A 26,748-nucleotide genomic window follows, 5' to 3' on the forward strand; every position below is an offset into this window, starting at 1 on the left:
GGCGCCTCCGCCAGCGGGTCGGGCGGTGGTGAGGCCAGCTCAGGGGCCGGCTGTGCAGGAGGGGTGATGGCGGGCGAGGGAGGTTCCGGCGCGGAGGCGGCGGGCGGCGCCGCCGGGGGGGCAGGGGCCACTGTGCCTTGATCGGGCGCGGGGGGCGCTTCGGGCGCCGGCGCGGTATCCTGCGCCATTCGGATGGTTTGCGCCGGCGTTCCTGCCGCCACGGGGGCGGAGGGAACGACACCTGTAAAAGTAAAAAGAGCCTCTGCACCCGATAGGGGTGCAGAGGCGATCAGCAGTGAAGTCAGCGCCGCAACGATCACTCGGCGGTCAGAAGCGGCGGCTTCTTGGATGCGAGGCGCGGCTTGTCGGGCGCCTCGATCCGCAGGTCGATCTTGTCGTTCTTGACACCGACCTTGACCACGCCGCCCTTGGCCAGCTTGCCGAACAGCAGCTCTTCGGCCAGGGGCTTCTTGATGTGCTCCTGGATGACGCGGCCCAGAGGGCGCGCGCCCATGCGGTCATCATAGCCACGCTCGGCCAGCCATTCGGCCGCCGGCTTGGTCAGCTCGATCGAGACGTTGCGATCCATCAGCTGTGCTTCGAGCTGGAGGACGAACTTCTCGACAACCTGGAGGATCACTTCGCGGCCCAGGGGCGCGAAGCTGATGACCGCATCCAGACGGTTGCGGAACTCGGGCGTGAAGGTCCGCTCGATCGCGGCAGTATCCTCGCCCTCGCGCCGGTCGCGCCCGAAGCCGATCGCCGACTTGGCCAGTTCGGCCGCGCCCGCGTTCGAGGTCATGATGAGCACCACGTTGCGGAAATCCACCTGCCGGCCGTTGTGGTCGGTCAGCTTGCCGTGGTCCATCACCTGCAACAGGATGTTGTAGACATCCGGGTGCGCCTTCTCGATCTCGTCCAGCAACAGCACGCAATGGGGGTGCTGGTCGACGCCGTCGGTCAGAAGACCGCCCTGATCGAAGCCGACATAGCCCGGAGGCGCGCCGATCAGGCGGCTGACCGCGTGTTTCTCCATGTATTCCGACATGTCGAAGCGCAGAAGTTCCACGCCCAGCGTGTCTGCCAGCTGCTTGGCGACCTCGGTCTTGCCGACGCCCGTGGGACCGGCGAAGAGATAGTTGCCGATGGGCTTTTCGGGTTCGCGAAGACCCGCCCGTGACAGCTTGATCGCCGAGCTGAGCGCCTCGATCGCGTTGTCCTGACCGAAGACCACCCGCTTGAGGGTCTTTTCCAGATCCTTGAGGATCTCGGCATCGTCCTTCGAGACCGATTTCGGCGGGATGCGGGCGATCTTGGCAACGACGGCCTCGATCTCCTTGGCGCCGATGGTCTTGCGGCGCTTGGATTCCGCCACCAGATGCTGGGCCGCACCGGCCTCGTCGATCACGTCGATCGCCTTGTCGGGCAGCTTGCGGTCGTGGATGTAGCGCGACGACAGCTCCACCGCGGTCTTGATCGCGTCGGTGGTGTATTTGATGTCGTGATGCTCTTCGAAATAGGGCTTGAGGCCCTTGAGGATCTTGATCGTGTCATCGACCGAAGGCTCGTTCACGTCGATCTTCTGGAACCGGCGCGACAGGGCGCGGTCCTTTTCGAAGTGCTGGCGGAACTCCTTGTAGGTGGTCGAGCCCATGCAACGCAGCTTGCCGCCCTGCAACGCGGGCTTCAGCAGGTTCGAGGCATCCATCGCCCCGCCCGAGGTCGCGCCGGCGCCGATCACGGTGTGGATCTCGTCGATGAAGAGAACCGCGTCGGGATGTTCCTCAAGCTCGGTCACGACGGCCTTCAGCCGCTCCTCGAAATCGCCGCGATAGCGGGTGCCGGCCAGAAGCGCGCCCATGTCGAGCGAGTAGATCGTGGCATCCGACAGGATCTCGGGCGTCTCGCCGTCGACGATCTTGCGGGCCAGCCCCTCGGCGATGGCGGTCTTGCCGACACCGGGATCACCCACCAGCAGGGGGTTGTTCTTGCGCCGGCGGCAGAGCACCTGGACGCAACGCTCGACCTCCTGGTCGCGGCCGATCAGCGGATCGACATCGCCCTTGCGGGCCTTGGCGTTGAGGTCGACGCAATACTTGGCCAGCGCCGATTCCTTGCCGTCGTCTTCGGGCTCGGCCCCGGCGGTCTGCTCCTCGCCGAACTCGGCGGCGCCCTGGACGGGGCGCTGTTCGCCGTAGCTGGGATCCTTGGCGACCCCGTGGGCGATGAAGTTGACCGCGTCGTAACGGGTCATGTCCTGCTCTTGCAGGAAGAAGGCGGCGTTCGACTCGCGCTCGGCGAAGATGGCGACAAGCACGTTGGCGCCCGTCACCTCGGACCGGCCAGAGGATTGCACATGGATCGCGGCACGCTGGATCACCCGCTGGAACGCGGCCGTGGGCACGGCTTCAGAGCCGTCCACGTCGGTCACCAGCGAGGACAGGTCATCCTCGATGAAGTCGATCAAGGATTTGCGCAGGATCTCCAGCTCGACGCCGCAGGCCTGCATGACCTTGGCCGCGTCCGGCTCATCGACGAGAGCCAGAAGCAGATGTTCAAGTGTGGCCAGCTCGTGCCGCCGTTGATTGGCCTCGGCCAGGGCGGAGTGGATGGCTTGTTCCAGCGTGTTCGAGAACGAAGGCACGTGGTTGCTCCTTTTACAGTGGCCGGTCCGGGCAGACCCGCAACCAACCGTGGCCTCATAAAATGAGAGTTCGGTTTAAATCGTCCGGCATCAAGGTTTTTTTGTTCAAATCTTGTCAGGGCGCATGTGTCGGCGTTGTTTTCATGCCGATGAAAGAGGTGGCAGGCAGTGCCCGCCACATTTCCGCCTAAAAATCGTCTTTTCTCTGCCTGATTTCAGCAAAGACATCCGCGTCCGAATACCCGTCCATATCCAGCAGGGTCTTCACCTCGGGAAGGTCGGCGCGGAGGAAAGGGTTGGTCCGAAGCTCGTCTTCAAGCAGGGCGGGCACGGTCGGCCTGTCCTCCGAACGGGCCTTGGCGATCGCCTCTGATCTCAAGATAAGGCTTTCATTATCCGGTTCAATCGTCAAAGCGAATTTTGCGTTCGAGGCAGTATATTCGTGTCCCGAGTAGACCAGCGTGTCGCCCGGCAGCTCCTTCAGCCGCGAGAGGCTTTCCCACATCATTGGCGCCGTGCCCTCGAAAAGGCGTCCGCATCCCAGCGCCATCAGACTGTCGGCGGTGAAGACGGCGCGGCTGTCGGGGAAGTGAAAGGCGATGTGGCCGACGGTATGGCCCGGAACCTCGATCACCTCGCCGCGCGATCCGCCGACCTCGACGCTGTCGCCGCCGGCCAGCTCGCGGTCGAGCGGGGGCAGGCGGTGGACATCCTCTCCGGCGCCCAGGACCCGGGCGCCCGTGGCGGCGCGCAGCTCCTCGACCCCTTCCACGTGGTCGGCGTGGTGATGGGTGATCAGGATCTGGCCCAGCGACCAGCCGGTGTCCTTCAGCGCGGCCAGGATCGGGGCGGCCTCGGGGGCGTCGAGAAGGGCCGTTTCGCCGCTGGCGGGATCGTGCAGCAGGTAGGCGTAATTGTCGGTTCGGCAGGGGATGACGCGGATGTCGAGGGGCATGGTCTTTCCGATCCTTTCGGTTATGGTTCCTCAAGTATTTGCCCATCGCCCGGAGCGTTTGCAATGCACCTGGACGTTCAGGACCTGCGCAGCTTTTACTACCGCACCTCGCTGGGGCGGGCGGTTCAGCGCGTGATCCGCGAGCGCATGGCCGAATTCTGGCCCGAGGCGCGGGGCCAGACGATGGTCGGCTATGGCTTCGCCGTGCCGCTCCTGCGCCCCTACATGAACGAGACGCGGCGCGTCATCGGCCTGATGCCGGGGCCGCAGGGGGTGATGCCCTGGCCGCCGGGAATGCCCAACGTGTCGGTGCTGTGCCGCGACACCCACTGGCCGCTCCAGACCGAGAGTGTGGACAAGCTGGTCGTGCTTCACGGGCTCGAAACCTCCGACACGCCCCTGGACCTCATGGACGAGGCATGGCGGGTGCTGACCTCGGGCGGGCGGGCGATCTTCATCGTGCCGAACCGCGCCGGCCTCTGGGCGCGGCGCGACCGGACGCCTTTCGGATTCGGTCGCCCCTACAGCCTCAGCCAGCTTGAGGCTCAGTTGGCCCAGCAGGGGCTGCGGCCGCAACGTCATCTTGCCGCCCTGCACACTCCGCCCTCCGAGCAGCCGTTCTGGCTGCGGACCTCCCGGCTGTGGGAGGGAATCGGTCGCAACCTGCCGTCGTCCCGGGCGGGCGGCGTGCTGATGGTCGAGGTCAGCAAGCAGGTGCCGAAACCCAGCGGCCTGACCGCGCGGGAGCGGATCCTCAAACCGTTGAAGGTGCTCGAGGGGCTGCCGAATCCCGAGGCAAAGCCCATCTGAGGGCTGTTGGCCATGCGGTTCGCGCCCCGGCATGCGCCCGCGCGGGGTGCCCCCGCATCGGCCCGGCGGCGCCCCTGCCGCGACAGATCAACGCTTGTTATCGCAACCATACTGTGCTGCCATGCGATACGGGATACGCCTGCCCGGGTCCCTTTCGTGCCGGGCCGCCGGTCTTCCGACCGGCCGGGCCGGTCGGTGGGGGCTGGCGGGAGGTCCCCGTTCGGTCGCACATGTCGAACCGCGCCTCGTCCGAGGCCGGTTTAGGCTGTTGCCGTGCCGGGACTCGTCTGCTACATCGACGCCGATTTTACCGCACACGCCCCCGGGCGTTGTAATGATGGCCCGCAGCGCGACCGCGTATGCACGCGGCCTGCTAATCGAAAGGGTGGACGTGTCCGAACCAGCTTCGATCTCGACCGGCATCGCATCTCGCTATGCGACTGCTGCCTTTGAACTGGCAAACGAAGCCGGCGACCTCGCCGGCCTCGAATCCGATGTGGAGGCGCTGTCGCAGGCGCTGGAAGACAGCGCCGAGCTGCGCGCCGTCATCTCCTCTCCGATCTACAGCCGTGAAGACACCGGCAACGCCGCCGTCGCACTTGCCAAGGCGATGGGCCTGAGCGAGACGGTCGCCAACACTCTTGCACTGATGGGCGCCAAGGGCCGCCTCTTCGTGCTGCCGGCATTCGTCCGCGCCCTGCGCGAGCGTATCGCCGAGGCCAAGGGCGAGGTCACCGCAGAGGTCACCGCCGCCAAGGCCCTGACCAAGGCACAACAGGAAAAACTCGCCGGCGTGCTGAAGGCCGCCGTCGGCAAGGATGTGAATATCAATCTGGCCGTCGATGATGCCCTCATCGGCGGTCTTGTCGTCAAAGTGGGTTCGCGGATGATCGACACGTCGATCGCGTCGAAACTCGCCAACCTGCAGAATGCAATGAAAGAGGTCGGATAATGGGTATCCAAGCAGCCGAAATCTCTGCGATCCTCAAGGAGCAGATCAAGAACTTCGGTCAGGAAGCAGAGGTCGCCGAAGTCGGCCGCGTGCTTAGCGTCGGCGATGGCATCGCCCGGGTCTATGGCCTGGACAAGGTGCAGGCCGGCGAGATGGTCGAGTTCCCCGGTGGGATCCAAGGCATGGCCCTGAACCTGGAGAACGACAACGTCGGTGTCGTGATCTTCGGTTCCGACTCGGACATCAAGGAAGGTGACGTCGTCAAGCGCACCAACTCGATCGTGGACGTTCCCGCCGGCGACGAGCTGCTGGGCCGCGTTGTTGACGGTCTGGGCAACCCGCTGGACGGCAAAGGTCCGATCAACGCCTCCGAGCGTCGCGTCGCCGACGTCAAGGCACCGGGCATCATCCCGCGTAAATCGGTTCACGAGCCGATGGCGACCGGCCTGAAGTCGGTCGACGCCATGATCCCCGTCGGCCGTGGCCAGCGGGAGCTGATCATCGGCGACCGCCAGACCGGCAAGACCGCGATCGCGCTCGACACCATCCTGAACCAGAAAAGCTACAACGAAGCTGCTGGCGACGACGAAAGCAAGAAGCTCTACTGCATCTACGTCGCCGTGGGCCAGAAGCGTTCGACCGTTGCCCAGCTGGTGAAGAAGCTCGAGGAAACCGGCGCGATCAACTACTCGATCGTCGTCGCCGCCACCGCCTCGGATCCCGCGCCCATGCAGTTCCTGGCCCCCTATGCCGCGACCGCCATGGCCGAGTATTTCCGCGACAACGGCCGCCACGCGCTGATCGTTTACGATGACCTGTCCAAGCAGGCCGTCTCCTACCGCCAGATGTCGCTGCTGCTGCGTCGCCCGCCCGGGCGCGAAGCCTACCCCGGTGACGTGTTCTACCTCCACTCCCGCCTGCTGGAGCGTTCGGCCAAGCTGAACGAAGAGAACGGCTCGGGCTCGCTGACCGCTCTGCCGATCATCGAAACCCAGGGCGGCGACGTGTCGGCCTTCATTCCGACCAACGTGATCTCGATCACCGACGGCCAGATCTTCCTGGAAACCGAACTGTTCTACCAGGGCATCCGCCCCGCCGTGAACACCGGTCTGTCGGTGTCGCGCGTTGGCTCCTCGGCCCAGACCAACTCGATGAAGTCGGTTGCCGGCCCGGTGAAACTGGAACTGGCGCAGTATCGCGAGATGGCTGCATTCGCCCAGTTCGGTTCCGACCTCGACGCGGCCACGCAGAAGCTGCTGAACCGCGGCGCCCGCCTGACCGAGCTGATGAAGCAGCCCCAGTACTCGCCCCTGACCAACGCCGAGATCGTCACGATCATCTACGCTGGTACGCACGGCTACCTGGACAAGCTGCCGGTCAAGGACGTCGGCCGGTTCGAGCGTGACCTGCTGGCCTTCCTGCGCGGCAAGCACAAGGACCTGCTGGACTGGATCACCACCGAGGACCCCAAGATCAAGGGTGACGCGGAAGACCGTATCAAGGCCGTTCTCGACGAGTTCGCCAAAGACTTCGCCTAAAGGACATAAGGCTCATGCCCAGTCTCAAGGATCTCAAGAACCGGATCGAGAGCGTCAAGTCGACGCGCAAGATCACGAAGGCCATGCAGATGGTCGCGGCGGCCAAGCTCCGCCGCGCCCAGGAAGCTGCCGAGGCCGGCCGGCCCTACGCCGAGCGGTTCAATGCCGTTCTCGGCGGGCTGGCGGCATCTGTCGGCACGGGTGACAACGCGCCCCGGCTTCTGGCCGGGACCGGATCGGATCAGACCCACCTGCTGGTGGTTATGACCTCCGAGCGTGGCCTGGCGGGCGGCTTCAACTCGAACATCGTCAAGCTGGCCAAGCAGCACATCGAACGGCTGCGCGGCGAGGGCAAGACCGTCAAGGTCCTGACCGTCGGCAAGAAGGGCCGCGAACAGCTTCGCCGTGAATACGGCGATACGCTGATCGGCCATGTCGACCTGAGCGAGGTGAAGCGCATCGGTTACGATACCGCGCAGGGGATCGCCCGCGATCTGCTGTCGCGCTTCGACACCGGCGAATTCGACGTCGCGACGCTGTTCTTCGCGCGCTTCGGTTCGGTCATCAGCCAAGTCCCGACCGCCCAGCAGATCATCCCGGCGGTCTACGAGACCGCCGCGGAAGAGGACGCAGGGGCCGACACCACGCTCTATGACTACGAGCCCAGCGAGGAAGGCATCCTTGCCGACCTGCTGCCCCGTGGGGTGGCGACGCAGATCTTCAGCGCCCTGCTGGAGAACGCGGCGTCCGAACAGGGGGCCCGCATGTCGGCCATGGACAACGCCACGCGCAACGCCGGTGAAATGATCGACAAGCTGACGATCCAGTACAACCGCTCGCGTCAGGCCGTCATCACCAACGAGCTTATCGAAATTATCTCGGGCGCCGAGGCGCTCTAAGGAACCGGAGAAACGACATGGCAAACGCACAAGGCAAAGTGACCCAGGTCATCGGCGCCGTCGTGGACGTTCAGTTTGACGACCAGCTGCCTGAAATTCTGAACGCACTTGAGACTGAGAACAACGGCAAGCGTCTGGTGATGGAAGTCGCGCAGCACCTGGGCGAGAACACCGTCCGCTGCATCGCCATGGACGCGACCGAAGGTCTGGTCCGTGGCCAGGCCGTCACCGACACCGGCGGCCAGATCCGCATGCCCGTCGGCAACGCGACGCTGGGCCGGATCCTGAACGTCACCGGTGACCCGGTCGACGAAAAGGGTCCCGTCGATTCCACCGAGACCCGCGCCATCCACGGCGAGGCACCCGCCTTCGCCGACCAGTCCACCGAGACCGAGATCCTGGTCACCGGCATCAAGGTCATCGACCTGCTGGCCCCCTACACCAAGGGCGGCAAGATCGGCCTCTTCGGCGGTGCCGGCGTGGGCAAGACGGTTCTCATCATGGAACTGATCAACAACATCGCCAAGGTGCACTCGGGCCTGTCGGTTTTCGCCGGCGTGGGCGAGCGGACCCGTGAAGGCAACGACCTTTACCACGAGATGATCGAATCCGGCGTTATCGTCCCCGATAACCTGACGGAATCGAAGATCGCCCTGGTCTATGGCCAGATGAACGAGCCCCCGGGAGCCCGTATGCGTATCGCCCTGTCGGGTCTGACCCTGGCCGAGCAGTTCCGCGACGAATCCGGTTCGGACGTTCTGTTCTTCGTCGACAACATCTTCCGCTTCACCCAGGCGGGTTCCGAGGTGTCGGCACTTCTGGGCCGCATCCCCTCGGCCGTGGGCTACCAGCCGACGCTGGCCACCGACATGGGCGCCATGCAGGAGCGCATCGCCTCGACCAAGGCCGGTTCGATCACCTCGGTTCAGGCCGTCTACGTGCCCGCCGACGACCTTACCGACCCCGCGCCGGCAACCTCGTTCGCCCACCTCGACGCGACCACGGTTCTTAGCCGTGCGATCTCGGAACTGGGCATCTACCCCGCTGTGGACCCGCTCGACTCGACCTCGCGCCTGCTCGACCCCGCCGTCATCGGCGACGAGCACTACAAGACCGCGACCGACGTTCAGCAGATCCTTCAGCGCTACAAGTCGCTTCAGGACATCATCGCCATCCTCGGGATGGACGAACTGTCGGAAGAGGACAAGCTGACCGTGTCGCGCGCCCGCAAGATCCAGCGCTTCCTGTCGCAGCCCTTCGACGTGGCAAAGGTCTTCACCGGTTCCGACGGCATCCAGGTGCCGCTGGACGTGACCATCGCCTCGTTCAAGGCCGTCGTCGCCGGCGAGTATGACCACCTGCCCGAGGGCGCCTTCTACATGGTTGGCGGCATCGAGGACGTGATCGCCAAAGCCGAAAAGATGGCCGCAGACGCGGCGTAAGGAGCCAGCATGGCAGACACGATGCAATTCGACCTGGTCTCGCCGGAGCGGCGCGTCGCGTCCTTCGCGGCGTCCGAGGTCCTGATCCCGGGCACCGACGGCAACCTGACGGCGATGCCCCAGCACTCGCCCGTCATCACCACCCTGCGCCCGGGTGTGCTGCGCGTGGTCGGTGAGCAGGAGACGCGGGAGTTCGTGGTCACCGGTGGTTTCGCCGAGGTCACGGCCGACAGCGTGTCCGTTCTGGCAGAGCGGGCGCTGCCCGCCTCCGAGGTGACCCGCGAGCATCTCGACCAGTGGATCGAGGAGGCCAACACCACCCTCGCCCAGGCGCGGGAGCATGACCTCGGCGCCGAAAGCGTCGACTCGGCAGCCAAGCTGCTGGCGGACATGGTCGCCATGGGCACCGAGATCGGCCTGTCCGACACCGCCCGCGCCCCGGCACCCTGACGCCACGGCGACAGCGGGGCGTCAGCGCCCCATCGGTTGAAAAAAGCAAGGCCCCGCAATATTTTGCGGGGCCTGTCCTTTTCCTGCCAAATTTGACAGGCTAGTTGACGGTTGGTCAATTTCGGGCGGTCATGCGGAAGTTTCCTTCACAGCACATCGGCATAGAGCAGGGGGAACCCGTGCTCTTTTCGGATTACGAGGATGACGGTCCCATGTGGACCGGCCAGGGCCCGCGCGAATTCCGCCGCCCCGTCACCTTTTCCGAAGTTTTCGCGGCCCCGCCGTCCGTCCAGGTCTCGATCGCCATGTGGGACATGGACAACGCCCGCAATCAGCGCGCAGACATCTCCGCCGAGGAGATCACCCCCGAGGGGTTCGAGATTGTCTTCCGCACCTGGGGCGACACCCGCGTCGCCAGGATCCGCGCCGCGTGGACGGCCATCGGCCCCGTGCCCGACAGCGAAGACGAGTGGAAGCTTTACTGAGACGGGCGCCCCCGCGCACCGCGTGATGCCACCGCCGGCCAAGGCCGGGGGCGAAGCGTTGTCATCATGTCATATGGGGGGAGGGGGCGGCGCCGCGCTTGGGCGCGCCGCCCGTGGGCCCCGGCAGCGGCTGCCGGGGCAGGGCACCCTCAGGCGCCGGTGTAGAGGCCTTCGTAGATCGGGGCCAGGGTCTCATGCTCGAAGAGGCTGGAGACCGAGGTGCCCGACCAGATGTTCAGAATCGCCTGGGCGAACATCGGCGCGGTGGGCACGATGCGGATGTTGTGGGCGCCCTTCACCTCATCGGTGGGCTCGATCGAGTCGGTGATTACCAGGCTCTCCATGACCGAGTTGGTGATCCGCTCGACCGCGGGGCCCGACAGAACGCCGTGGGTGATGTAGGAATGAACCTGGCTTGCGCCGGCCTCCATCAGCACCTCGGCGGCTTTGCACAGGGTGCCGGCGGTGTCGCAGATGTCGTCGACGATGATGCAGGTCTGATCCTTGACGTTGCCGATCACGGTCATCTCGGCGACCTCACCGGGCTTCTCTCGGCGCTTGTCCACGATGGCCAGCGCACAGCCGATCCGCTTGGCCAGCTCACGGGCGCGGGCCACGCCGCCCACGTCGGGCGAAACCACCGTCACCTGGTCCAGCTTGCCCTTGAAATGATGCTGGATGTCCAGCGCGAAGATCGGCGAGGCATAGAGGTTGTCGACCGGAATATCGAAGAAGCCCTGGATCTGGGCCGCGTGCAGGTCCATGGTCAGCACCCGCTCGATCCCGGCTTCGACCATCATGTTGGCCACCAGCTTGGCGGTGATGGGGGTGCGGGCCTTGGTGCGGCGATCCTGACGGGCATAGCCGAAATAGGGGATGACGCCGGTGATCCGCGCCGCCGACGACCGGCGCAGCGCGTCGGTCATCACCAGAAGCTCCATCAGGTTGTCGTTGGCCGGGTTCGAGGTGGGCTGGATGATGAACATGTCCTCGCCACGCACATTCTCGTAGACCTCGACGAATATCTCGGCGTCGTTGAAACGCTCGATCCGGGCGTCGACCAGGCCGATGTTCATCCCCCGATGCATCGACATCCTGCGCGCGATGGATTGGGCCAGAGTCCGGTTGGCGTTTCCGGACATCAGTTTCGGTTCGGTGTTGGCAGGCATGTGGGTCCCCGGGGCAGCGGAATTTGTGACAGATTCGTGACGTTGACACCGATTACCACCGGTCTAGGCTCCCGGCAAACCAATGCCGGAAGGACCCTCGGAATGCCCCACGTAGATTACTATTTTGCGACTATTTCGCCATTCGCCTATCTCGCCGGCACCCGTCTCGAGGAAATCGCCGACCGGCACGGCGCCTCGATCAGCTACAAGCCCGTTGATCTGATGGGCCTTTTCGGCCGCACGGGCGGCACCAAGCCGGCCGAGCGCCACGCCTCGCGCCAGGAATACCGCCTGCAGGAACTGCGCCGCCAGGCGGCCGAGACGGGCCTGCCGATCAACCTCAAGCCCGCGTTCTTCCCCACCAACATGGCGCCGTCCTCTTACGCGATCATCGCGGCCCAGGCCGAAAAGCAGAAGGGCGCGGCCCCCGGGGGCGACATGGGCCGCCTGGTTCACGGCGTGATGCGCGCCTGCTGGGCCGAGGAGAAGAACATCGCCGAAGATGACGTGATCCGCGCCTGCCTGAAAGACGCCGGCTTCGATCCCGCCCTGGCCGACAGCGGCTTGCTGTCGGGCGCCGAGACCTACGCTGCCAACCTCGAGGAAGCGTCCGAGCGGGGCGTCTTCGGCTCCCCCTTCTACATCGCCGACGGGGACGAGAGGTTCTGGGGCCAGGACCGCCTCGACGCCCTGGACCGGCACCTCGCCAACGGCTGATAAGCGGGGCCCATCTGCGCGTCTCTTCGCGCGGACACGCTTGCTCATTCCAGATCTTCAAGGCCGCCAAGGCGAAAGCCTTGGCGGCCTTGCATTTGCAGCCTGAAATGGATCGTCGTGACCGGCCGCGCTTCGCCCCGGCCCGTCGGCACGCCCGGTTTCTCACGCCGCCCCACAGCTAATCCTTGCCGTATCGCACGCCGCGCCCCTACCGTGGGGTATGGATCATCTGGCCAACCCCTTTCGCCGGACGGGTATGCCTCACCCCGCCCTTGTCGACATACCCTGGCCCAGTGCGGCGGCGGATGTGACCCGCCGCATGCTGGCGCGCTGCCCTCGGGCCGCCGAAACCCCGTTGCGGCAGGCGCCCGGCCTGGCGGCACAGGCCGGCATCGCCGCGATCGAGGTGAAGGATGAACGCGGGCGGATGGGGCTTGGAAGTTTCAAGGCGCTCGGTGCGGCGAACGTCATCGCCCACCATGCCCGGGACGGGCAGGCCTCGGGCCGGACCTATGTCACGGCCTCGGCCGGCAACCACGGCCTTTCGGTCGCGGCTGGCGCCCGGGCGTTCGGGGCACGGGCGCGGGTCTTCCTGTCCGAGACGGTGCCCGAAGGCTTTGCCCAGCGCCTGCGTGACGAGGGGGCCGAGGTGGTGCGCGCGGGCGCGGCATATGAGGAAAGCATGGACGCGGCCCAGGCCGATGCCGAAGGGGGCGGCGGCACGCTGCTCTCGGATTCCTCCTGGGCAGGGTATACCGAGCTGCCGCATCTGCTGATGGAGGGCTATACCGCCCTGATGGCCGAGGCCGCCGAACAGGTGAAGGCGTCCCCCACGCATCTTTTCCTGCAGGCAGGTGTCGGGGGGCTGGCCGCGGCGGCGGCCGCCCATGCCCGGCTTGCCTGGGGCGAGGCGCCGGTGATCGTCGTGGTCGAGCCCGAGTTCGCGCCGGCATTGTTCGGCTCGATCGCGGCAGGCGCGCCAGTGGCAACCGAGGGGCCCGTCTCGATCATGGGGCGGCTTGATTGCAAGGCGCCCTCGCTGATCGCTCTGAAGGGACTGGCAAGAGAGGCCGACCATTTCCTCACCATAACTGAGCAGGAGGCCCAGACCGGGGTTGAGCGGGCGGCGGATGAGGGGCTTGCCTCCACCGCCTCGGGGGCGGCGGGCCTCGCGGCGCTGCTGGCCGCCGGGCCGGTCCGCGAGGCGCTGGCGCTCGATGAGACATCTCGGGCCTTCGTCATCCTGTCCGAGGCGGCCGAGGCATGACCCCGGCGGCGGCGGTGGACGAGGCCGAATTTCGCGCCCGCTGCCGTCGGGCCCAGGCGCTTATGGCGCAAGAGGGCCTTTCCGCCCTGATGCTGACGACCGAGGCGGACATCGCCTACCTGACCGGGTTTCGCACCCGCTTCTGGGAAAGCCCGACCCGCCCCTGGTTCCTGCTGCTGCCGCATGAGGGCGAGCCGGTGGCGGTCGTTCCCGAGATCGGCGCCGACCTGATGGGCCGGACCTGGGTCGAAGACGTGCGGACCTGGCCCGCGCCCCATTACACCGACGACGGCGTTGGCCTGCTTGGCGCAAGCCTGTCGGACATGGTGCCCGCTGGCGGTGCGATCGGCCTCCCATCGGGGCAGGGCACCCATCTGCGCATGCCGCTGGACGACTGGGCGGCATTGCGCGAACGCCTGCCCGACCGCAGGTTCGGCAGCGATGCGGGCGTCATGCGGCGGTTGCGCATGGTGAAGTCCGAGGCCGAGATCGCCCTGATCGCAGCCGCCTGTGCGACCGCCAACCGCGCCTTCGCCCGCCTGCCCGAGATCGCCGCCGCCGGGGTGCCCTTGGGCGATGTCTTTCGCCGCTTCCAGATCCTTTGCCTTGAGGAGGGGGCCGACCGGGTGGCCTACCTCGCCGGTGGCGCGGGGCGCGACGGCTATACCGACGTGATCTCGCCGGCCAGCAACCGGGCGCTTGAGGCCGGAGAGGTGTTGATGCTGGACACGGGCCTCGAACGGGGCGGATATTTCTGCGACTTTGACCGCAATATCTCCCTCGGCCCCGCAAGCCCCTCCGCCGCCGCGGCCCACTCCCGCCTGGTGGAGGCCACCCGCGCGGGGTTCGAGCGCGCCCGCCCCGGCGCGACCGCCTCCGAGCTGTTCCATGCCATGCAGGCCATGCTGGGATCGGGCACCGATGGCGCGAAGGTTGGCCGCTATGGTCACGGGCTGGGCCTGCAACTGACCGAACCGCCCAGCCTGCACCCCGACGATCACACCGTCCTTGCCCCCGGAATGGTCCTGACCCTCGAGCCGTCGGTCGAGCTTGGCCCCGGCCGGATGATGGTGCACGAGGAAAACATCGTGATCCGCGACGGACCGGCGGAATGGCTGTCGACCCCGGCGCCCGACCGGCTGAGGACAGTATGACCGAGCGGCTTTTCCCCTATCACCTCACGGCAGAGAGGGCGCCGCGCCTCGGCCTCGTGGTCCTGCAGGCCGACGAGACGATCGAGGGCGATTTCCGCCGCCTGGTTCCCCCCGAGGTCGAGCTTCTGGTCAGCCGCGTGCCCTCGGGGCGCGAGGTTACGCCCGATACACTGACGGCGATGGCGGATGACCTGGCCGGGGCGGCATCGCTTTTCCCGGAAGGATCGACCTTCGACGCACTGGCCTACGCCTGCACGTCGGGCGCGGCTCAGATCGGTCCCGCGCGCGTGGCCGAACTGCTGCGTCCCGTCCTCCAGGCCCGGGCGGTGACCGACCCGGTGACCGCCCTGATCGCCGCCTGCCGCAAGATGGGGCTGGGCCGGATCGCGCTTCTGTCGCCCTACACGGCTCCAGTCTCGGCGAAGCTCAGGGCCGCGCTTTCACAGGCCGGGATCGAGACCCCGATCTGCGGCAGCTTCGGTGTCGCGGAAGAAGCGATCGTGGCCCGGATCGCGTCTCAGGCAATCCTCGACGCCTGCGCGGAGCTCGTGGCATCCGAGGATGTGGACGGCCTCTTCCTGTCCTGCACCAACCTTAGGGTGCTTGACCTCATCGCCCCGCTGGAAACCCGGCTGGGAATGCCCGTGCTCTCCAGCAACCTGGTCCTGGCCTGGCACCTGCTGACGCTTGCCGGTCGCGATCCAAGCGGTTTCCATCCGGCGCGATTGTTCGGCTGAGGCGGCGGGGGGCTCAGACCGGCTCTTCGATGATGTGGTCTTCCCACTCTTCCTCGTCCACGTCGAATTCCGACACGGTCCGGCCCCGCATCGAGATGCCGGCCTCGTGCACCGTCTCGGCCGTCCCCGAAATCAGCGGGTGCCAGTCGTATAGCGCCTTGCCCTCGAACAGCAGCCGGTAGGCACAGGTCTGCGGCATCCAATAGGCGATCTCGGCGATGTTGGCAGGGGTCAGCACCACGCAATCGGGCACGAACTGCTTGCGGATCTCGTACTGGGCGCAGCGGCAGGTTTCGTCATCCAGCAGGCGGCAGGCAACGTCGGTGAAGGCGATCTCGGCGGTGTCGGGATCCTCGAGCTTGTTGAGGCAGCACTTGCCGCAACCGTCGCAAAGGGCTTCCCACTCCTTGGGGGCCATGTTGGCCAGCGGCACCCGTTCCCAGAACCGGTCGCGCAGCCCTTCGCGCGGGATGGGGTCTGTCTGGGGCTTGCCCGTGCGCCGGCGGCTCATGGCGCGGGCGCCTGTGGGGCCGCGGGCGCGGCCAGGATCGTGCGCGCGCGTTCCGTGTCGCGGCCCATCTGCGCGACCAGCTCCGCCACCCCGTCGAAACGGGCCTCGTCGCGCAGGAAGGCAACCAGCGCGACCGACAGCTCCGCGCCGTAAAGATCGCCCTCGAAATCCAGCAGGTAGGTTTCCAGGTTGGGCCGGTTTTCCCCGAACATCGGCCGTACCCCAAGGGAGGCGACGCCCGAATGGCTGCCCGCGTGGGGCCCGTCCAGCACGTCCACCCGCACGGCGTAGACGCCGAAGCGGGGCAGGTGCAGACCCTCCAGCGACATGTTGGCGGTGGGAAAGCCCAGCTCGCGGCCGCGCTTCTCGCCATGTTCGACCACGCCCTCGATCCGGTGCATGTGGCCAAGCATGCGCGCGGCCTCCTCGGGGCGGCCCTCGCTCAGCGCCTCGCGGATCCGGGTCGAGGAGACCTCTCCCTGTTCTAGCCGCACCAGGGGCACGATGGTGGTGCCGAAACCCAGTTCCTCGCCCAGACGGGCAAGGTCGCGTGCGGTGCCCCGCCGGCCCTTGCCGAAACAGAAATCCTCCCCCACCACAGCGTGGCGCAGGCCCAGTCCGCGCGCCAGCACCTCGGCCGCGAAGGCCTCGGCCTCGAGACCCGAAAGCGCGCCGTCGAACGGCAGCTCGTAAAGGCGGTCGAGGCCCAGCTTTTCAAGCCGGTGGGCGCGGGCAGCCGGGTTCATCAGGCGAAAGGGCGCGATCTCGCGGCCTGCGGCCCGGGCAAAAAAGCTGCGGGGATGGGGCTCGAAGGTGATGACGCCGCTGGGCGCGCCCAGCTCGGCCGCCCGGTCCCGGGCGATCGACAGCACATGCTGGTGCCCAAGGTGCACGCCGTCGAAATTGCCGATCGCCGCGCAGGCGCCGCGATCGCTTTCTTCCAGCTCTGTCCAGTGGTGCAAGATCCGCATGTCATCCCGGTTGGCCCGGAACGCCGGAACCCGTCAGTCGAACTTGGCCGAGGGCGCCAGAACCTGCGCCTCGCCCTTCAGGACGACCGTATCGCCCACCGCGCAGTGACAATCAAGGGTCACCCGGCGGCGGCCATAGTCGATGGCGCTGACCCGTACCTCGGCATGGACCATGTCGCCGGGGCGCACGGGGGCCAGGAATTTCAGCGACTGGCCCAGGTAGACCGTGCCATGCCCCGGAAGCTGCTCCCCGATCACCGCCGAGATTAGCCCCGCCGTCAGCATCCCGTGGGCGATGCGCCCGCCGAAGATCGTGTCGCGGGCATAATCGTCGTCCAAATGCACCGGGTTCCGGTCGGTCGAGACCTGGGCGAAAAGCTCGATGTCCAGATCCGTCACCTCCTTGCGCAGCGACCGGGTCATCCCGATCTCCAGCTCTTCGATGACGATGGTTCCACGGGGCATGTTGTCCAGCATCTTGAGAAACCTTGCAGGGGAAATTATCGTGCGACTCCACAAATATTAGCGCAACTAAATTACTTTGCAAGTGCAGAAACTTCTGCGCACCGCCTAAGGACACCCGCCGCCCCGGACAGCACGCGGCCCCATCCCCATTTCATTGTCGCAAAAATATCCCCGCCGGAGGCCCCGCTCGCCACATGCGCCCCGCTATCCGGCCAAGCCACCCGCTGCCAGATCGGCCAACCCTCAGCGCAGGAAGCCGATCGTATAGCTCGGATCCATCTGCACCTCACGCAGATAGGCGGTGAGCTTCCCGGGGTCGGGCTGGCGCTCCGTGCCCGTTTCCTCGGCCGCCAGACCCCCGCTGATGAAAAGGCAGTCCAGGTCCTCGCCCGCGGCGCCCGCGACGTCGGTGCGGATGCCGTCGCCGATGGCCAGGATGCGCCCGTCGGGCACATCTGCGCCCAGTTTCGCCAGACGCCGGCGGGCCAGGTCGTAGATCGGCGGATGCGGCTTGCCGAAATAGAGGGAGGTGCCCCCCATCTCGGTGTAAAGTTGTGCGATGGCACCCGCGCAATAGACCCGGTGCGGGCCCCGGTCGACAATCAGGTCGGGGTTGGCGCAAAGCAGTTTCATGCCCTTCTGCTTGGCATAAAGCAGGGTGCCCCGGTAATCCTCGGGCCGGTCCTCGAGGTCGTTGACAACGCCCGTGACCACCAGGCCCTCGGCCTGATCCAGCGGCACCAGTTCGATATGGACCGGGTCATCGACGACGCGGATCGGCTCGAAGAAACTCAGCTCCTCGGGCGTGCCCACATGATGGACCCGGGTGCCGACGGCGCCTTGGAACATGGCCGTGCGGGCGCTGTCGCCCGAGGTTGCGATGCTGTCCCAAGCCTCCGGATCGACCCCGATCTGGGCAAGCTGCGCCTCGACCGCCTTGCGCGGCCGGGGGGAGTTGGTGACCAGCACCACCTTGCCCCCGCCGGCACGATAGGCGCGCAGTGCCTCGACCGCCTCGGCGAAGGGCTTCTGCCCGTCATGCACGCAGCCCCAGAGATCGACGAAAAGCGCATCGTATTGCGCGGCGATCTCGGACAGGGATTCGACGATCTGGGTCATGGGACCTCCGGGCTGGTTCGGGGGGGCTGAGGGCAGGGGGAAAAGAGGGCCGGCGGCCCCCCTCGCGATCAGACCTTGAGGGCGGGGATGATCTGCTTCTTGCGGCTGACCACGCCGGGCAGCACGACGCTGTCGCCCGCCACGTCGACGCCGAAGCTTTTCTCGGCCACGCCCTTCACCAGGTCGTTGGGTACCAGCAGGGTGGCCTCTTCGTTCAGGATGTCGACCACGAACAGCAGCACCTGGTTGACCTTGTCCTCGACGGCCACGTCGACCATCGCCTCCATCAGCGCGTCCTTGCGCGACAGGACGGTCGCGGGGGAGGTGGTTTCCAGCACCGAGACGCGGAAATTGACGCCGTCGACCTCGTAGGCCTTGGAATCCATCCGCAGAAGCTCGGCCTCGGAGAAGCGCGAGACATCGGACTTGGCGGCGAACATCTCGGCCGCGCAGTCGGGGATCGAGACGCCCAGTTCGCGGGCCAGCTGCTCGGCCAGTTCGCGATCGGCCGGGGTGGTGGTCGGCGAACGGAATTCCAGCGTGTCCGACAGGATACACGACAGGGCGGCGCCGCGGATCGATTCGGGCATCTTGGCGGCGTCGGCCCCCATCATCTGGTGCATGATCGTCGCGGTGCAGGCCAGCGGGCGCACGGTGATGTCGATGGGCCCCTTGGTCTCAAGCCCGCCGGTCAGCTTGTGGTGATCGATGATGGCGCGGATGTCGGCCTCGTTGATACCCTCGGGCAGTTCGGCGGGGTTGTTGGTGTCGACGATGATGACGGGCTCGCCGGGGGCGACGCTATCGATGATGCGCGGCTGCTCCAGCTTCCAGCGCTCCAGCACGAAGGCGGCCTCGGTGTTGGGGGTGCCCAGCAGGCAGGGCTCGGCCGGCTGGCCCAGAACCTTGTCGAGATACCAGGCCCAGATGATGGCGGCGCCGGTGCTGTCGGTGTCGGGGGCCTTGTGGCCGAAAACCTTGATGGTCATGTCACGTCCGTGGTTGGTGTCAGAATGTCGCAATGCCGCCGCGCGGCGGGGCCAGGAAGAGCCCGGCAGGCCGGGACCCGGCCCGGATCGCGGCCCTTATAGGCAGTGCTCGCGGGGATGTCATCACGCCGCCGCCACCGGGCGCGGAATTTCCCCGGTGCCGTTGCGATCGGCCGGGGCAGGGCGCGCGGTGCATGTCGGGGCGCGCGGACCTGTTGACAGCGCAGGGCGCTTTGCCTATCTCCCTGCTGTTAGCACTCTCCATCCTCAAGTGCTAACAAGGCCCCCGGCCGCGGCCGGGAGGGTCAACAGGAAACTTTGAGCAAGGAGCCTCAGAGATGGCATTCAAACCGCTTCATGACCGCGTGCTGGTCCGTCGCACCGAAAGCGACGAGAAAACCAAGGGCGGACTGATCATCCCCGACAGCGCCAAGGAAAAGCCCGCCGAAGGCGTGGTTGTCGCATGTGGCGACGGCGCTCGCAAGGACAGCGGCGAACTGATCGAGATGGGCGTCAAGGAGGGCGACAAGATCCTCTTCGGCAAATGGTCCGGAACCGAAGTCACCGTCGACGGTGAAGAGCTGCTGATCATGAAGGAAAGCGACATCCTCGGCATTATCGCCTGAGCGACGCTTTCATCCGCAATCTGAATAGGAGCAAGTCAAATGGCTGCTAAGGACGTCAAGTTCAATACCGATGCCCGCAACCGCATGCTCAAGGGTGTGAACATCCTTGCCGATGCGGTCAAGGTGACCCTGGGCCCCAAGGGCCGCAACGTCGTCATCGACAAGTCCTTTGGTGCCCCGCGCATCACCAAGGACGGTGTTTCGGTCGCCAAGGAAATCGAACTGGAAGACAAGTTCGAGAACATGGGCGCCCAGATGGTGAAGGAAGTCGCTTCCCGCACCAACGACGAGGCCGGCGACGGCACCACTACCGCGACGGTTCTGGCTCAGGCCATCGTCAAGGAAGGCATGAAATCGGTTGCCGCCGGCATGAACCCGATGGACCTCAAGCGTGGCATCGATCTGGCCACCGCCAAGGTCGTCGAGCACATCCGCAACGCTGCCCGTGAAGTCAACGACAGCGCCGAAGTCGCGCAGGTCGGCACCATCTCGGCCAACGGCGAAGCAGAAATCGGTCGTCAGATCGCCGACGCGATGCAGAAGGTCGGCAACGAGGGTGTCATCACCGTCGAAGAGAACAAGGGCCTCGAGACCGAGACCGACGTGGTCGAGGGCATGCAGTTCGACCGTGGCTACCTGAGCCCCTACTTCGTCACCAACCCCGAGAAGATGACCACCGAGCTGGAGGACTGCCTGGTCCTGCTGCACGAGAAGAAGCTCTCGTCGCTGCAGCCGATGGTTCCCCTGCTGGAAACCGTCATCCAGTCGGGCAAGCCCCTGCTGATCATCGCTGAAGACGTCGAAGGCGAGGCTCTGGCCACGCTGGTCGTCAACAAGCTGCGCGGCGGTCTGAAGATCGCAGCCGTCAAGGCACCCGGCTTCGGCGATCGCCGCAAGGCCATGCTGCAGGACATCGCGATCCTGACCGGCGGTCAGGTGATCTCGGAAGATCTTGGCATGAAGCTCGAGTCGGTCACCATCGACATGCTCGGCACCGCCAAGAAGGTCCAGATCACCAAGGACGAGACCACCATCGTCGACGGCGCTGGCGAGAAGTCCGAAATCGAGGCCCGCGTTTCCCAGATCCGTCAGCAGATCGAAGAGACCACCTCGGACTACGACCGTGAGAAGCTGCAAGAGCGCGTGGCCAAACTGGCCGGCGGTGTTGCCGTCATCCGCGTCGGCGGCATGACCGAAGTCGAAGTGAAAGAGCGCAAGGACCGTGTCGATGACGCGCTGAACGCGACCCGTGCGGCCGTTCAGGAAGGCATCGTTGTCGGTGGCGGCGTGGCTCTGGTTCAGGGTGCCAAGTCCCTGGCCGACCTGACCGGCGAGAACAGCGACCAGAACGCCGGTATCGCCATCGTGCGCCGCGCGCTGGAAGCTCCGCTGCGCCAGATCGCAGAGAACGCAGGCGTCGACGGGTCCGTCGTCGCCGGCAAGATCCGCGAATCCGACGATCCGAAGTTCGGCTTCAACGCCCAGACCGAAGAATATGGCGACATGTTCAAGTTCGGCGTGATCGACCCCGCCAAAGTGGTGCGCACCGCGCTCGAGGATGCAGCCTCGATCGCCGGTCTGCTGATCACCACCGAAGCCATGGTTGCCGACAAGCCCTCGAAAGATGGTGCCGGTGCCGGCGGCGGCATGCCCGACATGGGCGGCATGGGCGGCATGATGTAAGCTTTCGGGCACATCAGTTCGCAAGAACAGGAAAGGGGCGTCCCATCGGGGCGCCCCTTTTTTTATTTCGATTTTGTTCCGCCTTGCCGCGAGGGGCCAGTCGGTCGGGCCTGGCGGAGGGGCCTCAGCGCACCAGGCGCTCCAGCGCGTCATAGTGAATGCGGCCCGCGTCCCAGGCGACATCGGCCAGGCTGTCGGGCTTGAACCGGAGGGACACCATTTCGGCCCGCGAGAAGAAGCGCCGTTCGGTCACCACCGCCTCGGGGTCGATCCAGCCGGTGTCGAGGGTGCCGGCGGTGATCCGGCAGCGAAAGTAGACATCCACCTGGTGAAAGTCGCGGGTGGGTTCATGAAACTCGTTCACCATGCAGGGGGCGCCCACGTCGATGGTCAGCCCCGTCTCCTCGTGCACCTCGCGGACAAGGTTGTCGGGCAGGGAGGCATGGGGATCGACCCCGCCCCCCGGTGCGCACCATAGGTCGCTGACGCCGCCCGGAAAGGCGTTGACCAGCAGCAGCCGGTTGTCGTGAAGGATCAGCGCGCGCACCGCCAGCCGGACGGGGCGCGCGGTGGCGGACGGCAGCGGGTGGCCTGGCGGCGCGGCGGCGGGTGGGGTGGGGGGCGTCTGGTCCATGCCGCGACCTTGGCGGCGGCGCGCGAAACGTGCAAGAGGGGCGGTCCCCGTCCGTGTCGCGGCGGCGTGTCGGCGGCGCAAGCGGGCTCGCATCGGGGGCGGGCGCGCATTACATTGGACCGCATGAAGATGCGCATGCGGCCCCTCTCCGCCACCAACCTTCGGATGCTCGCGGTCCTGGCACTGGCCACGGCCCTGTCGCCCCGGCCCGCCCCGGCGGCTGAGGATGCCGCTGGTGTGGAGCCTGCGGAATGTGTGGTGCTGCTTCACGGGTTGGCCCGCTCCTCGCGCTCGATGCTGGTGATGGAGGAGGCGCTGGAGGACGCGGGCTATCACGTCGTCAATCGCAGCTATCCCTCGACCCGGGCACCGGTCGCCCGGCTGGTGGCGGCGACGCTGCCCGGGGCGGTGCGGGATTGCGGGGCGCGGCGGGTCAATTTCGTAACCCATTCCATGGGCGGCATCCTGTTGCGCGCCTGGGCCGAGGAGGCGGAGCTGCCGGCCCGCATGGGCCGGGTGGTGATGATGGGGCCACCCAACGGCGGCTCCGAGCTGGTGGATGTGTTCGGCGGTCTGCGTCCCTTTCGCTGGATCAACGGGCCGGCGGGGATGCAGCTTGGCACCGGCCGCCGCAGCCTGCCCAACCGCCTCAGCCGCGCGGCGTTTGAGCTGGGCGTGATCGCCGGCGACCGCTCGATGAACCCGATCTATTCGCGGCTGATAAAGGGGGCGGATGACGGCAAGGTTTCGGTCGCCTCGACCCGGGTGGCCGGGATGCGCGATCACATCGTGCTGCCGGTAACCCACACCTTCATGATGATGAACCCGCTGGTCATCGCCCAGGTGATCGAATTCCTGCGCAATGGGCGGTTCGACCACGATCTCAGCGTCACCGAAGGGCTGACCGACGGGCTGACCCGGACCTTGGGCGGCATCCTGACGGGCGTCGAGAACTGAGGCCCCGGCGGGGGATCAGCCGGCGCTGCGCAGGCGGTTGATATGCCCCATCTTGCGGCCCGGCCGCGCCTCGGCCTTGCCGTAAAGGTGAAGCTGTGTCCCGGTCTGTCCGGCGTGTTCATGGGCCGTCAGGATGTCGTCGCCGATGAGGTTCAGCATCTCGACATCGGCGTGCCGCTTGCCATCGCCCAGGGGCCAGCCCGCGACCGCGCGGATATGCTGCTCGAACTGGTCAACGGCGCAGCCAAGCTGCGTCCAGTGGCCCGAGTTGTGGACACGGGGCGCGATCTCGTTGACGACCAGCCCGTCGGGCGTGACGAAAAGCTCGACCCCCATGACGCCGACGTAATCCAGCGCGTTCAGGATCCGCGCGGCCAGCAGCACCGCGTCCGAACGAAGCGAGGGAGACAGCCGCGAGGGCACCAGCGTGCGATGCAGGATGCCGTCCCGATGCTCATTCTCCCCGGGATCGAAACAGGCGATGTCGCCGCTGGCACTGCGGGCCCCGATGACCGAGACCTCGGCGCTGAAATCGACAAATCCTTCCAGGATCGCGGGCGCGCCGGCCATCTGGGCGATCGCATCCTCGCATTGGTCGGGCGCGTCCAGCCGCACCTGGCCCTTGCCGTCATAGCCGAAGCGTCGGGTCTTGAGGATGCCGCGGGGGCCGATCTGTGCCAGCGCGTCGCGCAGGGCACCGGCATCGTCGCAGGCCACGAAGGGCGCGGTGCGCAGGCCCAGGTCGCACAGGAACGTCTTCTCGGTCAGCCGGTCCTGGCTGACCTCCAGCGCGCGGCGTCCCGGGCGGATCGGGGCGGAATCTGCCAGCAGGTCCAGCGCCGGGGCCGGGATGTTCTCGAACTCGTAGGTCACCACGTCGACCGAGGCGGCAAAGGCGGCAAGAGCCTCGTGATCGTCATAGGAGGCGGTGGTGAGGGCATGGGCCACGTCGGCGGCGGGCGGGTTGGCCCCCGGCTCGTAGATGTGACAGCGCAGGCCCAGCCGCGAGGCCGCGGCGGACAGCATTCGCCCAAGCTGGCCACCGCCGAGGATGCCGATGGTCGATCCGGCGGGCAGGGGGGTGTCGGTCGCGCGCTCAGTCATCGCGGGGCACCTCGGGGATGGAATCGGAAAGCGCCGCGCGCCATTCATCGAGGCGCCGGGCCAAAGCCGGATCGCCATTGGCCAGTATCGCGGCGGCCATCAGGCCCGCATTGGCCGCGCCGGCCGCGCCGATGGCCATGGTGGCGACCGGGTAGCCCTTGGGCATCTGCACGATGGAATACAGGCTGTCGACACCCGACAGTGCCTTGGTTTGCACGGGCACGCCGATCACCGGAACCCGCGTCTTGGACGCCATCATGCCCGGCAGATGTGCCGCGCCCCCGGCGCCCGCGATGATGACCTTCAGCCCGGCCTCGACCGCGCCGCGGCCATAGTCCCACAACCTGTCGGGGGTGCGGTGCGCCGAGACGATCCGCGCCTCATAGGGCACGTTCAGCTCGTCCAGGATCTGGGCGGCCTCCTTCATGGTGGACCAGTCCGACTGGCTGCCCATGATTATCCCGACTTCGACGCGGCTCATCATCACCTCCGTTCAAGGAAGCGGCACTATAGCTAGATGCGAAGCCTACGCAATGATGTCGGGAAGCAGCTGATCCTCCAACGAGCGGATGCTGTCCTTGAGCGACAGTTTCTGCTTTTTCAGCCGTTTGAGGACGAGGGGATCGGCCCCCGGGCTTTCCTGCAGCGCGTCGATCGCCGAGTCGAGGTCGCGATGCTCGCGGCGCTGGGCCTCGAGGCGAATGCGCAGAACCTCGATACGGTCCATCTGATTGAAATTTTTCATCACACTGCGGTCCGAATGCTTGGAATATGCAAACAGCCTACTGCGGAATTCCGCCTGCGCAAAGGGCGTTGCTGCCACAGGGGTGCGGCCATTGCGCAAGACCGGGACTGCCTGGGTCAAGGGTGACGCAAGGTCATGGGCGGGTTCTTGCGCGGCCCGACCCAGATCCCCATATATCGGAAGTGCGGTTGCCAATGATGGGGCCGCGCCAAGAAACGGATCGCTTATTCAAGGACCCCGACATGACGAAACTTACCTTGGGCTCGCATCCCTTCCTTCTGGGGTTCGAGCAACTGGAACGGATGGTCGAACGCACTGCAAAGACTGGCAATGACGGCTATCCCCCCTTCAACATCGAACAGGCTTCCGAGCATCGTTACCGGATCACGCTGGCGGTCGCCGGCTTCACCGAAGACGACCTGTCCATCACCGTCGAAGAGCGGCAATTGATGATCCGCGGCCGCCAGCCGGCCGAGGACGAGGGCCGTGTTTTCCTGCATCGCGGAATCGCCGCGCGGCAGTTTCAACGGACCTTTTTGCTGGCAGACGGCGTTGAGGTGTCAGGAGCGTCGATGGAAAACGGGCTGCTGCACGTGGATCTGAAACGCGCCGTTCCCAAAGCGGAGGTGCAGACCATCCGCATCGGCAAGGCTTACCAGAAGGAGGTCAGCGATGTTTGAACAATTCAACCTTGAGGCAGCCGCCAACGGCAAGCCGATCGTCTACGTCCGGGCCGTGGATGTGGATGACCTGCCCGAGGAGGTCCGTGCCGAGGCGGAAGGGCTTGAACAGCTTTACGCCCTGCACTCGGAGACCGGCGAACGGCTGGCCCTGGTGCGTGATCGCGCGATGGCCTTCCTGCTTGCCCGCCAGAACGACTTCTCGCCGGTGAACGTCCACTGAGGACGCACCAAGGCCGGGTTGGTGCCTTTTGGCGCCTCGGACCCGGTCCCATGCTTCTGGCTTTGATTTTCAGGGTCCGCCCCCGCCGGGGCGGGCCCTTTTTTTGACGCCGGGCGCGCCTCAGCACCAGCTGGCCTCATCCGGGTGCGCCCCTTCCAGCACCTCGTGGACGTTGGCCTCGATCAGCCGGTAACCGACGTTCCCGAAGAGCCGCTGCCGCCCCTCGTTCAGCACCACCGTCGGGCTTCCGCCGATGCCGTGCTGCTGGCAGAGGGCATAGTCGGCCTCAAGTGCGGCCAGCGCGCGGGAGGATTTGATCTCGGCCTCGATGTCCTTTTGCTCGATCCCGATCTGCTGGGCGATCTCGGCATGAACATCCCAGTCCGAGATGTCGCGCCCCTCGGCGAAAAAGGCGTGGCGCAATGCGTGCGCGGCGGCGGTCGAGGGGCGGTCGGGGTAGGCGGCGGGCTCGGCATCCGTCTCGGCAGGACGCTCGATCAGCTCTACGGCCTTCAGGAACATATGCGCCCCGGCCGAAGTCGCGGGCACGGTCCGCACCCATGTGTCGGGATGCAGCGAGACATGGGGAAAGCCCTCCAGCACCTGCTGGACATGCTCGCCATACCCCTGCTGGCCGCCGCGATGGCCCCATTGCCGGGCGATCTTCTCTTTCACATCGGGAAAGACCGAGCAGACATGCGCGTCGATGCGGACACGTTCGCCGAAGGTTTCGGTCAGCTGGTCGATCCGGCGCTGGGCAACATAGGCCCAGACACAAAGAATATCCGAGAAATAAAGAAGGCGGGCTGTCGTCATGGGGGG

At 66.3% G+C, this 26,748-nt stretch carries 29 protein-coding genes; 16 read left to right on the forward strand and 13 right to left on the reverse strand.

Annotated elements, in window-relative coordinates; translation table 11 throughout:
• Window positions 1-316 precede the first annotated feature (316 nt).
• Both clpA and gloB read right to left on the reverse strand, forming a co-directional pair.
• Entirely contained in the window at window positions 317-2,644 is a 2,328-nt protein-coding gene (gene clpA / locus CLV77_RS03250) for an ATP-dependent Clp protease ATP-binding subunit ClpA (RefSeq protein WP_076979278.1), read from the reverse strand.
• A 187-nt stretch (window positions 2,645-2,831) separates the two neighbouring features.
• A complete protein-coding gene (gene gloB / locus CLV77_RS03255) occupies window positions 2,832-3,599 on the reverse strand; it encodes a hydroxyacylglutathione hydrolase (protein ID WP_076979277.1) in 768 nt (255 codons plus the stop codon).
• Window positions 3,600-3,662: 63 nt separating this feature from the next.
• On the opposite strand from gloB, the gene CLV77_RS03260 reads away from it, so the two are divergent.
• The 7 genes from CLV77_RS03260 to CLV77_RS03290 all read left to right on the forward strand — a co-directional run bounded on the left by CLV77_RS03260 (window position 3,663) and on the right by CLV77_RS03290 (window position 10,175).
• The gene (locus CLV77_RS03260) at window positions 3,663-4,409 is read left to right on the forward strand and encodes a methyltransferase domain-containing protein (protein WP_076979276.1); all 747 of its coding nucleotides are present in this window, start codon (window positions 3,663-3,665) and stop codon (window positions 4,407-4,409) included.
• A 334-nt stretch (window positions 4,410-4,743) separates the two neighbouring features.
• Window positions 4,744-5,361 (forward strand): F0F1 ATP synthase subunit delta, encoded by a 618-nt coding sequence (locus CLV77_RS03265; protein WP_233128103.1) that lies wholly within the window; start codon window positions 4,744-4,746, stop codon window positions 5,359-5,361.
• The gene (gene atpA / locus CLV77_RS03270; protein ID WP_076979275.1) at window positions 5,361-6,899 is read left to right on the forward strand and encodes a F0F1 ATP synthase subunit alpha; all 1,539 of its coding nucleotides are present in this window, start codon (window positions 5,361-5,363) and stop codon (window positions 6,897-6,899) included. The genes CLV77_RS03265 and atpA overlap by 1 nt, the downstream gene beginning before the upstream one ends.
• Before the next feature lie 14 nt (window positions 6,900-6,913).
• Window positions 6,914-7,798 (forward strand): F0F1 ATP synthase subunit gamma, encoded by an 885-nt coding sequence (locus CLV77_RS03275; RefSeq protein ID WP_076979274.1) that lies wholly within the window; start codon window positions 6,914-6,916, stop codon window positions 7,796-7,798.
• A gap of 17 nt (window positions 7,799-7,815) precedes the next feature.
• A complete protein-coding gene (gene atpD / locus CLV77_RS03280) occupies window positions 7,816-9,240 on the forward strand; it encodes a F0F1 ATP synthase subunit beta (RefSeq protein WP_076979273.1) in 1,425 nt (474 codons plus the stop codon).
• Between the two features lie 9 nt (window positions 9,241-9,249).
• Window positions 9,250-9,690 (forward strand): F0F1 ATP synthase subunit epsilon, encoded by a 441-nt coding sequence (locus CLV77_RS03285; protein WP_076979272.1) that lies wholly within the window; start codon window positions 9,250-9,252, stop codon window positions 9,688-9,690.
• Window positions 9,691-9,821: 131 nt separating this feature from the next.
• Complete coding sequence (locus tag CLV77_RS03290; RefSeq protein WP_076979271.1) at window positions 9,822-10,175, forward strand: H-type lectin domain-containing protein; 354 nt, start codon at window positions 9,822-9,824, stop codon at window positions 10,173-10,175.
• A gap of 149 nt (window positions 10,176-10,324) precedes the next feature.
• On the opposite strand, the gene CLV77_RS03295 is transcribed toward CLV77_RS03290, so the two are convergent.
• Complete coding sequence (locus CLV77_RS03295; RefSeq protein WP_076979270.1) at window positions 10,325-11,344, reverse strand: ribose-phosphate pyrophosphokinase; 1,020 nt, start codon at window positions 11,342-11,344, stop codon at window positions 10,325-10,327.
• Between the two features lie 102 nt (window positions 11,345-11,446).
• On the opposite strand from CLV77_RS03295, the gene CLV77_RS03300 reads away from it, so the two are divergent.
• The 4 genes from CLV77_RS03300 (at window position 11,447) to CLV77_RS03315 (ending at window position 15,219) form a co-directional block, all read left to right on the forward strand.
• Window positions 11,447-12,061 (forward strand): 2-hydroxychromene-2-carboxylate isomerase, encoded by a 615-nt coding sequence (locus tag CLV77_RS03300; protein WP_076979269.1) that lies wholly within the window; start codon window positions 11,447-11,449, stop codon window positions 12,059-12,061.
• Between the two features lie 220 nt (window positions 12,062-12,281).
• Complete coding sequence (locus tag CLV77_RS03305; RefSeq protein ID WP_076979268.1) at window positions 12,282-13,328, forward strand: pyridoxal-phosphate dependent enzyme; 1,047 nt, start codon at window positions 12,282-12,284, stop codon at window positions 13,326-13,328.
• Window positions 13,325-14,482, forward strand: coding sequence for a M24 family metallopeptidase (locus CLV77_RS03310; RefSeq protein ID WP_076979267.1), 1,158 nt, complete (start codon window positions 13,325-13,327; stop codon window positions 14,480-14,482). The genes CLV77_RS03305 and CLV77_RS03310 overlap by 4 nt, the downstream gene beginning before the upstream one ends.
• A complete protein-coding gene (locus CLV77_RS03315; RefSeq protein ID WP_076979266.1) occupies window positions 14,479-15,219 on the forward strand; it encodes a maleate cis-trans isomerase family protein in 741 nt (246 codons plus the stop codon). The genes CLV77_RS03310 and CLV77_RS03315 overlap by 4 nt, the downstream gene beginning before the upstream one ends.
• 13 nt (window positions 15,220-15,232) lie before the next feature.
• On the opposite strand, the gene CLV77_RS03320 is transcribed toward CLV77_RS03315, so the two are convergent.
• From CLV77_RS03320 to CLV77_RS03340, 5 genes are all read right to left on the reverse strand, one after another.
• Window positions 15,233-15,730 carry a YcgN family cysteine cluster protein gene (locus CLV77_RS03320; RefSeq protein ID WP_076979265.1) on the reverse strand — a complete coding sequence of 166 codons (498 nt, stop codon included), beginning with the start codon at window positions 15,728-15,730 and terminating at the stop codon, window positions 15,233-15,235.
• Window positions 15,727-16,701 carry a bifunctional riboflavin kinase/FAD synthetase gene (locus CLV77_RS03325; RefSeq protein WP_076979264.1) on the reverse strand — a complete coding sequence of 325 codons (975 nt, stop codon included), beginning with the start codon at window positions 16,699-16,701 and terminating at the stop codon, window positions 15,727-15,729. The genes CLV77_RS03320 and CLV77_RS03325 overlap by 4 nt, the downstream gene beginning before the upstream one ends.
• Window positions 16,702-16,734: 33 nt before the next feature.
• A complete protein-coding gene (locus tag CLV77_RS03330; protein ID WP_076979263.1) occupies window positions 16,735-17,178 on the reverse strand; it encodes a MaoC family dehydratase in 444 nt (147 codons plus the stop codon).
• A 231-nt stretch (window positions 17,179-17,409) separates the two neighbouring features.
• Window positions 17,410-18,285, reverse strand: a complete 876-nt coding sequence (locus tag CLV77_RS03335) for a TIGR01459 family HAD-type hydrolase (protein WP_076979262.1) — start codon at window positions 18,283-18,285, stop codon at window positions 17,410-17,412.
• 68 nt (window positions 18,286-18,353) lie between these two features.
• Complete coding sequence (locus CLV77_RS03340; protein WP_076979261.1) at window positions 18,354-19,274, reverse strand: manganese-dependent inorganic pyrophosphatase; 921 nt, start codon at window positions 19,272-19,274, stop codon at window positions 18,354-18,356.
• Between the two features lie 338 nt (window positions 19,275-19,612).
• Here CLV77_RS03340 and CLV77_RS03345 point away from each other — a divergent pair, with 338 nt between their 5' ends.
• On the forward strand, window positions 19,613-19,900 hold the full coding sequence (locus CLV77_RS03345; RefSeq protein ID WP_076979260.1) for a co-chaperone GroES: 288 nt from the start codon (window positions 19,613-19,615) through the stop codon (window positions 19,898-19,900).
• A gap of 39 nt (window positions 19,901-19,939) precedes the next feature.
• The gene (gene groL, locus CLV77_RS03350; protein ID WP_076979259.1) at window positions 19,940-21,583 is read left to right on the forward strand and encodes a chaperonin GroEL; all 1,644 of its coding nucleotides are present in this window, start codon (window positions 19,940-19,942) and stop codon (window positions 21,581-21,583) included.
• Window positions 21,584-21,707: 124 nt separating this feature from the next.
• Here the strand turns inward: groL and CLV77_RS03355 are convergent, their stop codons facing one another.
• On the reverse strand, window positions 21,708-22,217 hold the full coding sequence (locus tag CLV77_RS03355) for an NUDIX domain-containing protein (protein WP_083707703.1): 510 nt from the start codon (window positions 22,215-22,217) through the stop codon (window positions 21,708-21,710).
• Window positions 22,218-22,340: 123 nt separating this feature from the next.
• Between CLV77_RS03355 and CLV77_RS03360 the strand changes: the two genes are divergently transcribed.
• Complete coding sequence (locus CLV77_RS03360; protein ID WP_236861018.1) at window positions 22,341-23,174, forward strand: lipase family protein; 834 nt, start codon at window positions 22,341-22,343, stop codon at window positions 23,172-23,174.
• Window positions 23,175-23,189: 15 nt separating this feature from the next.
• Here CLV77_RS03360 and CLV77_RS03365 read toward each other — a convergent pair whose 3' ends face one another.
• The 3 genes from CLV77_RS03365 to CLV77_RS03375 are packed head-to-tail and all read right to left on the reverse strand — an operon-like array spanning window position 23,190 to window position 25,023.
• Window positions 23,190-24,278, reverse strand: a complete 1,089-nt coding sequence (locus tag CLV77_RS03365) for a 5-(carboxyamino)imidazole ribonucleotide synthase (RefSeq protein WP_076979258.1) — start codon at window positions 24,276-24,278, stop codon at window positions 23,190-23,192.
• The gene (purE, locus tag CLV77_RS03370; RefSeq protein ID WP_076979257.1) at window positions 24,271-24,759 is read right to left on the reverse strand and encodes a 5-(carboxyamino)imidazole ribonucleotide mutase; all 489 of its coding nucleotides are present in this window, start codon (window positions 24,757-24,759) and stop codon (window positions 24,271-24,273) included. Before purE ends, CLV77_RS03365 begins: the two co-directional genes overlap by 8 nt.
• A gap of 45 nt (window positions 24,760-24,804) precedes the next feature.
• Complete coding sequence (locus CLV77_RS03375; RefSeq protein ID WP_076979256.1) at window positions 24,805-25,023, reverse strand: YdcH family protein; 219 nt, start codon at window positions 25,021-25,023, stop codon at window positions 24,805-24,807.
• Between the two features lie 242 nt (window positions 25,024-25,265).
• Between CLV77_RS03375 and CLV77_RS03380 the strand changes: the two genes are divergently transcribed.
• A complete protein-coding gene (locus CLV77_RS03380; protein WP_076979255.1) occupies window positions 25,266-25,703 on the forward strand; it encodes an Hsp20 family protein in 438 nt (145 codons plus the stop codon).
• On the forward strand, window positions 25,696-25,926 hold the full coding sequence (locus CLV77_RS03385) for a DUF1150 family protein (protein ID WP_076979254.1): 231 nt from the start codon (window positions 25,696-25,698) through the stop codon (window positions 25,924-25,926). Before CLV77_RS03380 ends, CLV77_RS03385 begins: the two co-directional genes overlap by 8 nt.
• 120 nt (window positions 25,927-26,046) lie before the next feature.
• Here CLV77_RS03385 and CLV77_RS03390 read toward each other — a convergent pair whose 3' ends face one another.
• A complete protein-coding gene (locus CLV77_RS03390) occupies window positions 26,047-26,742 on the reverse strand; it encodes a DsbA family oxidoreductase (protein WP_076979253.1) in 696 nt (231 codons plus the stop codon).
• Window positions 26,743-26,748: the final 6 nt, after the last annotated feature.

The organism is Brevirhabdus pacifica, from assembly GCF_002797755.1.
Taxonomy (GTDB): domain Bacteria; phylum Pseudomonadota; class Alphaproteobacteria; order Rhodobacterales; family Rhodobacteraceae; genus Brevirhabdus; species Brevirhabdus pacifica.

Coding starts and splice junctions, on each gene's coding strand:
- CLV77_RS03355 (WP_083707703.1), bottom strand. CDS start 22,217: ATGGACCAGACGCCCCCCACCCCACCCGCCGCCGCGCCGCCAGGCCAC.
- CLV77_RS03275 (WP_076979274.1), top strand. CDS start 6,914: ATGCCCAGTCTCAAGGATCTCAAGAACCGGATCGAGAGCGTCAAGTCG.
- CLV77_RS03380 (WP_076979255.1), top strand. CDS start 25,266: ATGACGAAACTTACCTTGGGCTCGCATCCCTTCCTTCTGGGGTTCGAG.
- CLV77_RS03315 (WP_076979266.1), top strand. CDS start 14,479: ATGACCGAGCGGCTTTTCCCCTATCACCTCACGGCAGAGAGGGCGCCG.
- CLV77_RS03290 (WP_076979271.1), top strand. CDS start 9,822: ATGCGGAAGTTTCCTTCACAGCACATCGGCATAGAGCAGGGGGAACCC.
- CLV77_RS03325 (WP_076979264.1), bottom strand. CDS start 16,701: ATGCGGATCTTGCACCACTGGACAGAGCTGGAAGAAAGCGATCGCGGC.
- gloB (WP_076979277.1), bottom strand. CDS start 3,599: ATGCCCCTCGACATCCGCGTCATCCCCTGCCGAACCGACAATTACGCC.
- CLV77_RS03305 (WP_076979268.1), top strand. CDS start 12,282: ATGGATCATCTGGCCAACCCCTTTCGCCGGACGGGTATGCCTCACCCC.
- CLV77_RS03265 (WP_233128103.1), top strand. CDS start 4,744: ATGATGGCCCGCAGCGCGACCGCGTATGCACGCGGCCTGCTAATCGAA.
- CLV77_RS03285 (WP_076979272.1), top strand. CDS start 9,250: ATGGCAGACACGATGCAATTCGACCTGGTCTCGCCGGAGCGGCGCGTC.
- CLV77_RS03320 (WP_076979265.1), bottom strand. CDS start 15,730: ATGAGCCGCCGGCGCACGGGCAAGCCCCAGACAGACCCCATCCCGCGC.
- CLV77_RS03310 (WP_076979267.1), top strand. CDS start 13,325: ATGACCCCGGCGGCGGCGGTGGACGAGGCCGAATTTCGCGCCCGCTGC.
- CLV77_RS03335 (WP_076979262.1), bottom strand. CDS start 18,285: ATGACCCAGATCGTCGAATCCCTGTCCGAGATCGCCGCGCAATACGAT.
- CLV77_RS03390 (WP_076979253.1), bottom strand. CDS start 26,742: ATGACGACAGCCCGCCTTCTTTATTTCTCGGATATTCTTTGTGTCTGG.
- CLV77_RS03260 (WP_076979276.1), top strand. CDS start 3,663: ATGCACCTGGACGTTCAGGACCTGCGCAGCTTTTACTACCGCACCTCG.
- CLV77_RS03330 (WP_076979263.1), bottom strand. CDS start 17,178: ATGCTGGACAACATGCCCCGTGGAACCATCGTCATCGAAGAGCTGGAG.
- CLV77_RS03360 (WP_236861018.1), top strand. CDS start 22,341: ATGAAGATGCGCATGCGGCCCCTCTCCGCCACCAACCTTCGGATGCTC.
- purE (WP_076979257.1), bottom strand. CDS start 24,759: ATGAGCCGCGTCGAAGTCGGGATAATCATGGGCAGCCAGTCGGACTGG.
- atpA (WP_076979275.1), top strand. CDS start 5,361: ATGGGTATCCAAGCAGCCGAAATCTCTGCGATCCTCAAGGAGCAGATC.
- atpD (WP_076979273.1), top strand. CDS start 7,816: ATGGCAAACGCACAAGGCAAAGTGACCCAGGTCATCGGCGCCGTCGTG.
- CLV77_RS03300 (WP_076979269.1), top strand. CDS start 11,447: ATGCCCCACGTAGATTACTATTTTGCGACTATTTCGCCATTCGCCTAT.
- CLV77_RS03340 (WP_076979261.1), bottom strand. CDS start 19,274: ATGACCATCAAGGTTTTCGGCCACAAGGCCCCCGACACCGACAGCACC.
- CLV77_RS03345 (WP_076979260.1), top strand. CDS start 19,613: ATGGCATTCAAACCGCTTCATGACCGCGTGCTGGTCCGTCGCACCGAA.
- CLV77_RS03295 (WP_076979270.1), bottom strand. CDS start 11,344: ATGCCTGCCAACACCGAACCGAAACTGATGTCCGGAAACGCCAACCGG.
- CLV77_RS03365 (WP_076979258.1), bottom strand. CDS start 24,278: ATGACTGAGCGCGCGACCGACACCCCCCTGCCCGCCGGATCGACCATC.
- CLV77_RS03375 (WP_076979256.1), bottom strand. CDS start 25,023: ATGAAAAATTTCAATCAGATGGACCGTATCGAGGTTCTGCGCATTCGC.
- CLV77_RS03385 (WP_076979254.1), top strand. CDS start 25,696: ATGTTTGAACAATTCAACCTTGAGGCAGCCGCCAACGGCAAGCCGATC.
- groL (WP_076979259.1), top strand. CDS start 19,940: ATGGCTGCTAAGGACGTCAAGTTCAATACCGATGCCCGCAACCGCATG.